Origin of the sequence: Nostoc sp. T09, from assembly GCF_002154695.1 — a bacterium.
Lineage (GTDB): Bacteria > Cyanobacteriota > Cyanobacteriia > Cyanobacteriales > Nostocaceae > Aulosira.
In genome coordinates, this window is the sequence record NZ_MTAV01000135.1 from 59441 (window position 1) to 71923 (window position 12483).

General features: G+C 37.8%; 9 protein-coding genes. 4 read left to right on the plus strand and 5 right to left on the minus strand.

Annotated elements, in window-relative coordinates; translation table 11 throughout:
• Nucleotides 1–120: 120 nt before the first annotated feature.
• Together BV372_RS25515 and selD are read right to left on the minus strand one after the other, a co-directional pair.
• Nucleotides 121–1617 carry a glycosyltransferase family 87 protein gene (locus BV372_RS25515; protein ID WP_143845278.1) on the minus strand — a complete coding sequence of 499 codons (1497 nt, stop codon included), beginning with the start codon at nt 1615–1617 and terminating at the stop codon, nt 121–123.
• A gap of 94 nt (nt 1618–1711) precedes the next feature.
• Nucleotides 1712–3985, minus strand: a complete 2274-nt coding sequence (selD, locus tag BV372_RS25520) for a selenide, water dikinase SelD (protein ID WP_086689295.1) — start codon at nt 3983–3985, stop codon at nt 1712–1714.
• Nucleotides 3986–4206: 221 nt separating this feature from the next.
• Between selD and BV372_RS25525 the strand changes: the two genes are divergently transcribed.
• From BV372_RS25525 to BV372_RS25550, 4 genes are all read left to right on the plus strand, one after another.
• A complete protein-coding gene (locus BV372_RS25525) occupies nt 4207–4983 on the plus strand; it encodes a pentapeptide repeat-containing protein (protein ID WP_086689296.1) in 777 nt (258 codons plus the stop codon).
• Nucleotides 4984–5221: 238 nt separating this feature from the next.
• Nucleotides 5222–6664: a pentapeptide repeat-containing protein gene (locus BV372_RS25530; RefSeq protein ID WP_086689297.1), complete on the plus strand. Its 1443-nt coding sequence runs from the start codon at nt 5222–5224 to the stop codon at nt 6662–6664.
• 647 nt (nt 6665–7311) lie between these two features.
• Nucleotides 7312–8676 (plus strand): pentapeptide repeat-containing protein, encoded by a 1365-nt coding sequence (locus BV372_RS25540; RefSeq protein ID WP_256973448.1) that lies wholly within the window; start codon nt 7312–7314, stop codon nt 8674–8676.
• Between the two features lie 769 nt (nt 8677–9445).
• Nucleotides 9446–10048, plus strand: a complete 603-nt coding sequence (locus tag BV372_RS25550; RefSeq protein ID WP_086689301.1) for a glutathione binding-like protein — start codon at nt 9446–9448, stop codon at nt 10046–10048.
• A gap of 178 nt (nt 10049–10226) precedes the next feature.
• Here BV372_RS25550 and BV372_RS25555 read toward each other — a convergent pair whose 3' ends face one another.
• From BV372_RS25555 to BV372_RS25565, 3 genes are all read right to left on the minus strand, one after another.
• Complete coding sequence (locus BV372_RS25555) at nt 10227–11126, minus strand: polysaccharide deacetylase family protein (RefSeq protein WP_086689302.1); 900 nt, start codon at nt 11124–11126, stop codon at nt 10227–10229.
• A gap of 565 nt (nt 11127–11691) precedes the next feature.
• Nucleotides 11692–12090 carry a DUF309 domain-containing protein gene (locus tag BV372_RS25560; protein ID WP_086689303.1) on the minus strand — a complete coding sequence of 133 codons (399 nt, stop codon included), beginning with the start codon at nt 12088–12090 and terminating at the stop codon, nt 11692–11694.
• Nucleotides 12087–12452 (minus strand): ferredoxin thioredoxin reductase catalytic beta subunit, encoded by a 366-nt coding sequence (locus BV372_RS25565; RefSeq protein ID WP_086689304.1) that lies wholly within the window; start codon nt 12450–12452, stop codon nt 12087–12089. Before BV372_RS25565 ends, BV372_RS25560 begins: the two co-directional genes overlap by 4 nt.
• Nucleotides 12453–12483: the final 31 nt, after the last annotated feature.

The following is a 12483-nucleotide window of genomic DNA, read 5'->3' on the forward strand; positions in this document are numbered from 1 at the left end:
GTAAATTAATCTACCATTCAAGACAGTGTAAAAGTATGAAACCAGATTTTTGTGATTTTTGACTTTCTCTTTAAGCATAGGTATTCCCGTATTAGCAGTACTAAGGTTATAATTTGGAACCTACTTCAAAGTATCAAATTCAGAAAACTGTTTTTGATTCAGTGATGTAATTGCTAAGACTAAAATACTAAGTGTGATCCCTAAAACAGCATAGCTTGGTAGTGCCAATATAGTCACTTTCAGGATGTAGGGTAACTCGCCTGCTTTCCATTTCCAATTATTTGCTAGAGGGATGAGCACCCAATCATGAATGAAGCCTGTTTGCACTAGTAAGCAACAAACACCTACTAACCAAGCAGACATTCTTTTCCATGCAAATACTTCATACCTGATCTGAAACAGCAAATCATTGAGCAAGTAAACCACAGCAGGTATTAACATCACAGAACTAGTTTGCTGTGAATAATTCATGCCAATACTCAAGCATGAAATTAATACAATTTCCGATAGATAAATATTTTTTGACCAGCCGATTTGTGATTGTTGTTTGTACCAATACCAACCCACATAACCAAATGTTAGCAGCACAATTAAATTAGATAAAAGCTTTGCAATGAATTGGTTATTAGGGAAAAATCTAGGGCCAATGACCTTTAAATCAATGCGACTCATCGAAAGATATGGGCTATTTGACGGATCATTTATCCAGATTGAAAATCCCCGCGCAGCATCAGGTAGAAATTCTGTTACGGAATTGCCTGTCAATAATAGGCCTATAAATATCAGAAAACTTGATGTAATAACACAGAGAAAAACTAGAGTAAATCTTCTTTTTAGAAGAAAATACAAAACGAATAAAGCAGCTAACGTTGGTTTACAAACGGCAACGCCCAAAAAAATTCCTGCTGGAATATCTTGATTTTTCTTAGCCAAGATAAACATCCATAAAACCAGAGCTGCAATGAAAATAGCAAGGTTCCCAACTTGAAGATCACGAATTACTCCATAAATTAACGCAACTGCGATCATGCAAATTGTCCTAAAAGCCCGCGAGCGTGATTCCAACAGGATATCTGCTCCCCATAAAATCAACCCGATTGTTACCAAATGCATGACAGTCCAGATGGTGAATGCAGTATTGATCGAAAAATAACCCAGAAACCAGATAATAGGAATAATATTCGGTGGATAGACAAACGGTGGAATGCTCCCACAAGCTTTTGTTAAATTACAGAACCATTCACTAAAAATCTCGGGTTTAAAAGGGCTTAAATGCTCGTGAGCTAATTTACTTGCCACATAAAACCATTTAAAATCCCAAAAAGGTGGCTCTGGATAAGTCGCAAATAAATGAACAAGCCAACCTGTATAAATAAGAAGCCTTGTAACAATTAATACGACAAAAGCTTGAATTATAAAGTTAACAATAGGTTTATGCAAAAATTGCCCTAGCTGTTTAATAAAAGGGTATTGTAAAAATAACGAATTATTCCAGCCTTGCTTTTCATCATCTAGCCGCCAATTACTTTTAAGAACTAAAGCTACTGCAATTAATATAATTAGATTCCAAAATCCTAAACTGATCATAGGAATTGAATAATTAGGTTTTTTCTTCACTAATACAGTAATAAATATTTATACATAAGTCATCAGGAAAATTACTGGCTAGTTTATAAACGTTTGCTGTTCATTAACTTCTATTTGCGCAAAGTTAAGTAATTACGGTAATTGGCTGTGTCTGAACCACTTGTGGCTTGATACTCCCAATAATGCTGCATTGCTTATATCCCAAAGCTTGAAGTGCAGCTAAACAACTATTAGCTTGTGCTTTTGGAATAGCAGCTAATAAACCGCCAGATGTTTGTGGGTCAAATAACAAGGGATACTTGGGCTGAGACTCAACTGCCATTAGATTATGAATATAACTTGATGCTTGTAAATTATCTGAATGCAGGGAGCTAAAAATTCCTGCTTCTAATGTGTTGGTTGCGCCAGTTAATACTGGTATAGCGTCAAGTTGTAATTCCACTGCAACACCAGATGCTTGCACCATTTCCATCAAGTGACCTAATAAACCAAAGCCTGTGACATCAGTACAAGCTGTTACTCCATGTTGCAATAAACATATAGCAGCAGCTTGATTTGACAACAGCATTGACTCAACAGCGCCATCAATCCAACGACCTTTAGCTTGGCGACGCATATCAGCAGCAAATAAAGTTCCGGTTCCCAGTGCTTTGGTTAAAATCAGGACTTGTCCGGGTTGCATACCGCCTTTACGCAACAACTTGTGGGGATTGACAACACCGTTGCAAGTTAAGCCAAAAGCTAGTTCTGTACCTTCACTGGTATGTCCGCCAATCAGAGGTGCGCCTGCTTGATTAACTACTTTGACAGCACCCGATAATAATTGGTAGAGAGTTTCGCTGACTTTCTCTGGTGCAGCGTAGGGAATAGAAGCGATCGCTAATGTACTATGAGGCACAGCCCCCATTGCAAAAATATCACTCAAGCAATGATTGGCGCTAATTTGCCCAAAAATATAAGGGTCATTAATTAAAGCCGGAAAATAATCTAGCGTCTGCACCATCAATTGACCAGTTGATATCTGCACTACTGCTGCATCATCTGGTGCTTCTAAACCAATGATGATATCTTTTCTAACTTCTCTAATAGGCTGTTCTTGCTGAATGCGGTACAGAACGCTTTGTAAAATGTTACTGCTAACTTTAGAACCACATCCAGCACAACGTATTTGAGTGCTGAGTGAGTGAGGAGTTGAATTTTGAGAATTTTGCTTCATTTCTGGCAGGTTATGGAAGCGTTCCATAAAGCGGCGGTCAATCCAATCTTTCCAGCGCCACAATAGTTTATGAGGTGGTAAAGTGAATGCACCTTTTGTTGCGATCGCCTGTCCATGTCCTGTACCAATTAAACTTAGATATTTTTTTTGTGGTTTGTACGGTTTGAGAGGTTTACCTAATAAATACCTTCGCAAGTTCTCAAACAAAGGCTTACCTTGTCGCACAGCAAATACCCCAGCTTTTGGACGAGGATGATTGACGATTGTCGCAATGTCACCTGCGGCGAATACATGGGGGTGAGTTTGCGATTGTAATGTGTCCTGTACCAAAATAAAGCCTTGCTCATCAGTCCTCAGCCCCGTCTTTTGTAACCACTGAGGTGCAGCTGCTTGGGTTACCCAAAAAATTTTGTTGCACTCTACTGTCAACCCAGATTCACATTTAATTTGCAATACCTCTTGATTTCCCTTCTGTGTAAGAGGCGCGACTTGACAGACAGTTTCTCCTAAATGTAGTTTTATACCCTGGTTCATGAGAATTTGCTTAACTTGCTGCCCCACTGATGGATGATGCTTGGGCATCAGTTGGCGATCGCGCTGGAATAAATGAATTTCCCAAGCCCCTGAATTCTGTAAAATTTGCTGTAAGTGTGCTTGCATTGACAGCGCCAATTCTACACCGCCTGTACCACCACCTGCGATCGCAATGCTAATCGGTTCTTGAGGATTTTCTCTTACAGTTTTCAATAATTGATACCAATGTTGCAGTAATTTTGACACTGGTTTTGCTGGAATTACATATTCTGCCGCCTCTGATACAGATATTGGAGTTGGAGTGCTGCCAATATCAACGGACAGCACATCAAAATCGACAGCAGGACGGTTAGCACAAATTACTTTATTATTTTTTAAATCCAGATCAATAACTTGATCAATGTATAACTGTGCTTGGGCAAATTTGGCTAATGGTCGTAAGTCTATATGACATTCATCGTGACTGTAAAAACCAGCAATATGTCCTGGCAACATTCCTGAATAAGGTGTATCTGAATTTGTAGTTATCAAGGTCAAACGCACACCAGGCAGAGGTTTCATACCAAACATCCTCAGCACAATTGCATGGCTGTGACCGCCACCAATCAGTACTAAATCTTTCAATATTGGCTCTTTATCTTGCTGCATCTGGACACTTTAGTAAAATGTTGGTTTATCTATTGTGAGCGCATAAGTCACGTCATTAAAATCTTCGTTTATGTGATTTATTTCTCTGACTACTATATATTACTGATTATTGCTAAACAAAGTATAAAGAGTACTTGCATTGATTAATGGTATACTTACTTAGTATTTAGATTGGTGTTTTTGTAGTAAGTAACATCTAATTATTAAAAATAATTTTGGGTATGTTCAAAGTAGTTACAAGTGCTTACGATACGGCAAAAAATTACATCCCTAGAAAGATAATAATTTTAGAAAAAATCTATCTAGCGATATTTGCTAACCAGAAAAAATTAGAACTTATTCCAAATTATTCTTATACACAAAGCTTGAAACTAGCAATTGAACAGCTTGAACGCCAAAATAGAGAAATCAATCTGGCTGTATTTGATGATTTAGCCCAAATCGCCCAGAAAGAGCCAAAATTCCATTGGAAAATCATGGAAGCTCTCACAAATTTTGTCCGAAATAATGTTCCTTATCAGCCTCAAGAAGAAGTTAACGAAAACCCAGCATTAACAATTCGTGCTGATATTCAAGCAGCCCTAACGCTTATCGCCAAAAGAAATGCTCAACAAGATATAGAAAGTAACCAACTGGATTTGAGCCGCACAGACATTAGAGGAGCTAACCTCTCTGGGGCAAATTTAGAGCAGACAAACCTTTATCAAACTAATCTTGCAGGAGCAAACCTTTGTAGTGCCAATCTGCATGGAGCAATCCTCACTGCGGCTAACCTTTCTGGAGCTAACCTCTCTGGCGCTAACCTCAAAGAGGCAATTTTGAGTGCAGCTAATCTCTCTGGTGCAAACCTTTCTGGAGCTAATTTAAATCGCGCAAGCTTATATAGAGCAAAGCTAGATGGAGCAATTCTCAATGATGCCATACTCAATGAGGCAAACTTGAGGGAGATAGAATTTTCTGGAGTAAATATACCAAGAACTCAACTTGGTGATGCCTAAGAAATTTAAAATTTTGCCTAAACTTTAAATAAAAACTGAATTAAATCAAGTATTTTAGCTATTAAGTGGTTGCAAAGTAGACGATCGCATAATTGGCCTATTGCTTAATATCTAACTCCTTAAGTAATAGTAGGATCAATTAAGCCTTATGATACATATACAAATTTTAAGCTAAATGCTATACTCTTAAACCTCAGAATATAAGTAATAATCCTGAGTAGTGAGGAATATTTCTGCTATGTCTGCTAAGAAGACAGGCGTACTCTTGAATTGGTTGATAGTGATAACAGTTATATTTGCTCTCTTATTGACTGTCATTGTCTTTGCGTTTTCCAATATTCGGGAGTTGTCAATTCCACAACAAATAGAATATGGAATTCAAGCATTAGCGACGACAGCAATAATTTTTTCAGGATTAGGGTTGATTGCTAATGCTTACTATGGAGCCAAGCGTGCCCAAGCTTTACATAAAAGTGCGATCGCTGCTGAAAAAAATATTGAACTTAGCATCCAAAATGCCAAACTATCTCAAGATAAGCTAATTGCAGAACGGTTTATGACAGCAATTGCACAGCTTGGGCACGAGAAGACTGAAACCCGCACAGGTGCAATTTATGCTTTAGAAAGAGTCGCGCAGGAATTTCCCGAAGAACACTGGACAATCATGGAAATTCTCACTGCTTTTGTGCGTGAGAATACCCCTATCTATGAAGGTAAAGCAAGGCAAGAAGATGTAGCACCCATAGATTTGCGTACACAGCAGTTAGATCGGAATTTCCATGAAGAATCACCAAAAATTCGTACAGATATTCAAGTAGCTCTGACAGTTATCGGTAGGCGTAATTATCTGGAAGACAAGGTAAATCAGAAACTAGATTTACGCAATATAGATATTAAACGGGCAGACTTGCTAGGAGCTAACTTAGAAGGAATGGATTTGCGAGGCTCTGACCTGTGTGGTGCAGATTTGCGTGGAGCTGCTTTAGCAGGTACAGACCTGAGTGGTGCCAAGCTCTCAGGGACTATTCTTTATGAAGCCAATTTACTCAAAGCAAACCTGCGTGGAGCCGACCTGCAAGGGGCAAATCTTAATCGAGCCAATTTGTCTGCGGCTAACCTGCGGGGAGCTAACCTTACAGGAGCGAGTCTGCGTGTAGCTAACTTGCAAGGGGCAAATCTTTATAAAGCCAACTTACAACAAGCAACCTTAAAAGTTGCCAACCTTTCTGGAGCGAAGTTATTTCTCGCTAACTTGCAAGGAGCAAAGCTTGGTAAAGCTAACTTATACCTTACAGGTCTGATTGGAGCTAACCTACAAGGAGCTAACTTAAATGGAGCCAACCTACAAGGGGCTAACTTGAACGCAGCTAAACTCCAGCAGACAGAAATATTTTTTGCCAACCTCTCCGAAGCCAGCCTAGCGGAAGCTGATTTGCATCGAGCAAACCTTATAGGAGCAAATCTTTCTAGAGCAATCCTCTATGAAGCCAACCTCCACGGGGCAAATCTGATGGGAGCTAACTTCTTTGGGACAAATCTCTGTGATGTCAATTTAGAAGGGGCAATTTTGACAGGTGCTAAAAATTTAGAATTACAACAAATTACAGCAGCAGTTGGCGATCGCACAACTCGTCTACCCGATTATGTCGAAACCCCAATTCACTGGCGGCAACCTGGTTAACGTAACTCCGCATCAATTAGTTATCAGGATGCATCTTGCCATTTGCAAACAAAAGGTATACTTTATACTGAACTTCCCCGTAGTAATTGGGAACTTCAAAAATAATCTTAAATATATGTCTGATAACAATACAGACACTCTTAAAGGTTGGTTGATAATTTTAGCAGTTATATTTATTCTATTTTTAGCGGCTGTTGTATTTATATTTTTATTTTCTGATTTTGCATTTTTCAATACTCAAGGGTTATCAATAAAGCAAAGGTTAGATTATAGAACTAAAGCTTTAACACGTTCCTAGATAGATGCTCTCTACAAGCAGCAAACCTTCAGGGCGATAAAAATCAACATCACAGCAGATTCAATTAGCAATAGGCGATCGCACAACTCGTCTAGCAGATGATATACAAGCCCCATCGCATTGGCGATAGTTCTGCATACTATTGATCAGCAAACACTCAATACTAACTCCTTTCTGTGGAAAGGGGTTTTATTTTGCAAAATTATAGTAGTTACTGTTATTTGTAAGTAAATCTATATAGATTTTTTTGACAACAAATTGATTAGTTAATTAAGTCCGTGTTTTTACTGTACTAAAAGAGAACTACAAATAATAGTATAGATAAGCTAAATTACATAAGGAGTCAGAGATGAAGACTAATTATATGTCTTTATTCAAGACAGATGGACTCACTAGTTTCTTCATATATATAACAGCTATATTTAGCTTTTCTTTTAGTTTAAATTATTTCTTATTTTTTAATTTTCCCTTGCTGTCAAATCATCAAAAAATTGCAGCTATCACTCAAGTAATAACATTAATTGCTATATTTTCTTGGGTAATAGCAATCAGTATCAATGCCTACTATACCTCTAAACTCTCTCTAGCAATGGATCGAATTGAAATAGCACAAATTTTCTCGGATGTTATGGAGCATGATAAAAAAATAGAAATTGATATCAAATATACAGAGCAAAAAACAGAAAATTTAGTTACAGAAAGGTTTTATCAAGCTATCGAACATCTAGGCAATGAAAAAATAGAAACACGGTTTGCTGCGATATATGCACTAGAAAGAATTGCCAGAGATTGCCCCAAAAATCATTGGACAATTATGGAAATCCTTGCTGCTTTTATTAGAGAAAATGCCTCTACACAGGATAAAGGCGAGGATAATTTACCAGAAAAAATTCCTACAGATATTCAAACAGCCCTGACCGTAATTGGCAGACGCAATACACTGCATGATTTGGCAAATAAAAAATTAGATTTACGCGATATAGATATCAGTGGCGCTGATCTGATGGAAGCCAATCTTGCTGGAGCCATTTTAATTGGAGCCAATTTACAATGGGTAAACTTGATAGGAGCTAATCTATCTGAGGCAAACTTAACAGAAACAAATCTCTGTGGGGCAGTTCTTTATGAAGCAAACTTGCAAAAAGCGATACTCCCAGAAGCTAATCTGCAAGAAGCTGTTTTGAGAAAAGTTAATTTATCTAAAGCAGTACTGTATGAAGCTGACTTGCAAGGTGCAATTCTTTATGATGCCAACTTACAAGGAGCGAGCCTTTATAACGCTAATTTAGAAGAAGCTATTCTTTGCGACACTAATTTAGAAGGAGCAAATTTAGAGGGAAGCAACCTATTAGGAGCAAACCTGATTGGTAGTAACTTGCAAGGTGCAAAACTGATTGGAGCTAACTTAGAAGGTGTATTATTCAGCACAGCTAACCTACAGCAAGCTAACCTCTATGAAGCTAATTTAGAGCAAGCAAATTTCTATGAAGCTAACCTACAAGATGCAATCCTAACAGGTACTAACTTAAATCAGGCAATTCTTCAAAAAGCTAGAATTTTTGGAGCCGATATGACTAGATGTGAAAACTTAGAATCACAGCAGCTTGAATTAGCGTTTGGCGATCGCACAACTCTTCTGCCAGCAAATCTTGAAATACCTGAACATTGGTGCCAACACATAGCTGATCTTTCAGTCTCAGAAGCCGAAACTTGAATGTGCTTTTAAAGGAAATTCTCCTCTAAGCAAGTAGATAGCAAACGAAGGTATATTGCTGATTTCACAGGCTGACTTGTACATTCCTTTTAGAGGAATTACAGTAGGGTAGCGCTACACTTGCCATCAGAAGGAAGGATCGTGTTTATAGTCCCAACACTTATGATTACGCCAGGTTCTATTACTGTTTTCACATTGAAATTGGTCGTCTATGCCTGGAATTGAAGTCGGATAGCGATTAGTAAAAATTGAATTTCCATCGATATAGGAGAATAGTACAAGGGCAGTATTAAAGCCACAAGCCAGTACTATGATGGCAAATACAATTAATAAAAGAAGTTTGCGAATTTTTTTGAAATAAAACTGGCTTTTTTCCCCATCTGAGCGCTCGTACATAACTATTTTCGATTTTCTAAATAGCAGCAACAAACAGTACTATAAAATTCAAATGCTAGAAAAACGATAAGTCAGTCTTTGTATCTTTATAATCGGTAAGCTTTTGTCAGTAAATTTATCAATTTAAAAATAATGAGATTGCAATTAATTATTTCCTCTGGTCATTGTGCCACGTAATTGTCTATGAAAATCATGAATTAATCTTTATATTTATTCAAAAAAATATCTAAAATTTTTAATTAAGCTTTGTATATAAACTCTTTAGCAAATATTTTGTTATTTTAATTAAAGAATATGTAGTTTTTAGATATAGATAACTTAAATTTAAGGTACACTACCCTCGGAGATCGCGAATATTCCAGGGTATGATCGCATGATTGACTTATATACCTTCACCACACCTAACGGGCGTAAAGCTTCCATTATGTTGGAAGAAGTAGAATTGCCTTATAATGTCCACAAAATCGACATCACAAAACAAGAGCAATTTGCACCCGAATATATAGCAATTAATCCGAATAGTAAAATTCCAGCGATTGTTGACCAAGAAACCGATATCAAAGTTTTTGAATCCGGTGCTATTCTCATTTACTTAGCAGAAAAAACAGCTAAATTACTACCAACTGACAAAAAAGACCGCTTTCAAGTGTTGGAGTGGCTAATGTTCCAAATGGCGGGTGTAGGGCCAATGTTTGGACAACTCAATCACTTTAAAAGGTTCGCACCAGAAAAGATTCCCTATGCCATTGAACGTTATGAAAAGGAAACCCTACGAATTTATAGCGTTTTGGATCAACAATTGGCAAACAATGAATTTATCTGCGGTGACTATTCGATTGCAGATGTTGCAACTTATCCTTGGATGGCAATTTATCAAATGCAAGGTTTAACCTTAGACAATCATCCAAATCTTAAAAGGTGGGTTGAAACTGTAGGACAGCGTCCAGCCGTGCAACGTGGAATGCTCGTGCCTTAAGCAGAATAGAAGATAAGGGAGATAAATACTATTATTTAATCTCCCAACCCAAATTAACCTAATATTCTGATTAATTTAAATAACCTTGAATTATAAAATGTCAAAATGTTTTGACTACAGATGCGATCGCTAATCTAAATTACTGAGATATAGGTAGAGTACCTTGTAGTATCAAAAATTATTTTTTCTTGGCAATAACGCTTTGGTCTTTATCTTCCATTTGTAACAGTTCAGGAATAGTTACAAAGCGGTAACCTTCCTTGCGAAATTTGGCAATAATTTCTGGTAAAGCTTGCACAGTTCTTGAGCGATTACCTCCGCCATCATGCATCAGCACAATACCACCAGGCTTAGACTTCCTGAACACATTATTGATTAACCTTGGTACAGCAGGACGTGAGTAATCTACAGAGTCAGATGACCATAGAATAATAGCGTATTTACTATTTCTAGCGTAATCAGCCACTCCATTGTGCATAAATCCCCCTGGTGGGCGAAATAAATTTGTTTTAACTCCGGTAATCTGATTAATTAAGTCTGCTGTGTGGTCAATTTCATAAGCTGCTGTCTGTGGATTCATGAATTGATACCAATGATGCCAAGTATGATTGCCAATTACGTGACCTTCGGCATTTTCTCGTTTCAATAAGTTTGGATAATTTTTTACGTTCTGCCCAATAACAAAAAATGTAGCTTTGATATTATTTTTTTTGAGAATATTTAGCACTTGAGTGGTACTTTCAGGCCAAGGACCATCATCAAATGTGAGAGCAATTACTTTCTCAGATGAAGTGAGTTTTGCCGCCTCAATTGTTGCTCTTTGAAAACGTGATGGTACAACATAAGATAAGCCCTTTACTTGTGCTTGTTGCTGTAAAATTGTGAGCATTGTCTCCTTGAATTCCTCAAGACGCTGCTGAATTCCGTCGGAGTCAGCTGTATCATGATGTTGTCTACTCTGTGCTGCTGAAAGTTTTGGTTTGATAAGTGTTAGCAAACCAAAACTAAAACTAACGATCAATATAAGCAGCGTAATTAATATTTTTTGTGAATAGAGAAAAGATTTATTTTTTTGCATTTATATCTCCATAAATAGTCATCTATATTTTGAGCATTTTTTTCACTTTTATCAGCCTTGGCTGACAAGCCATAGGATAATTGGTGTGCTTGTTTCAAATGTAGACACCTGACTTTGAAAACCTACCTTACTCAAGAGACCAGCTAATATCTATAAATAAAACTTTCATCTGAAAATTTGTGGAACATGGGGTGTATAAGTTATTTATTTATCTGTAAAAGCCAGGTACAGGCACCTTATTAAAAGGAATAAATTTAGATAGGTTAAATATTGCACGTCTTATTGACGAAGTTATCACAAACTTATGGCGAAGATATGACCTAATTAAGTGACGACGGTATAGGACAGACCTTTTAATAAAACTAGCGATCGCCTTTAAAACTTGGGTAAAATTCTCTTGAGCTTCCCAAGTAGCAAAAAGCTAACTTTCGCATAGGAAAAATTGGTGAAGATAAGGAGGACATTAGGGAAATCTTGTAGAGGTTTCTTCCTCGCTTTCCCTTGTCCTCCTGGCAACAGAGTTATTCTAAAAAACTACACTTGTTAGATCTCGCATCTTTGCTGCTTATTTTTCGTCATTGATTAACTCAATCCTGGGCAAAGGCAATGTGTCAGCTTCATCCAGGTCCTCAGCAGCAATCTTATCTGGGCCTGTTTGCTGTAATGCTTGCAACAATGCCAAACTATGGTTCAATAATGCTTCTAAATCGATGCCAGCATAATCTAACGGGTAGCGTCGCAGACGATTGCTGCCTTCTCCCAGTAGAATTACAGCACCTCGCCAGTTATGATTACCCAAATGATAAAGCGCTACAGCAATTTGTAGTATCCCTTGATAGAAGCTTTTTTCCGGCTCGCTGGCTTCAATCCACAAAGCCTCTAAAGTGTCATGACAGGCGTAGAACTGTCCAGAATTGAACTGTTCTACACCTTGCCAAAACTCTTGGGGCATAGTTTCATTCATGCCATGCTTTCTCGTACTTCTTTGATTGCTTCTAAAGTGATTTCTTGCTTGTCTCCTGAAAACTCGTTGTCTGGGGTGAGAAACAGCATACAATGGCATTCTTTGCGTTCTCTCATTGGCACACAAGGACAGTTCCAATAGGTGGCGTGTACCTCAGCTTCTTTATCTTCATAGTGGCGGCAAGGACACAAAGGCGCACCAAGTTCGTCTTTATGTTTGGCTAGCCCTTCGATCACAACTGCCGTCACAGAAGGTTCAGAACAGAAGTAGGTTCCAGTACGCTTGGCGTATTGTTCAGAAAAATGCCGCATTGCCTCTAGGCTTTTATCGCTGGATTTTGTATTAACTTCTGATGACATCATTAGATCGGCCACTCATAATTTAAACATTTCT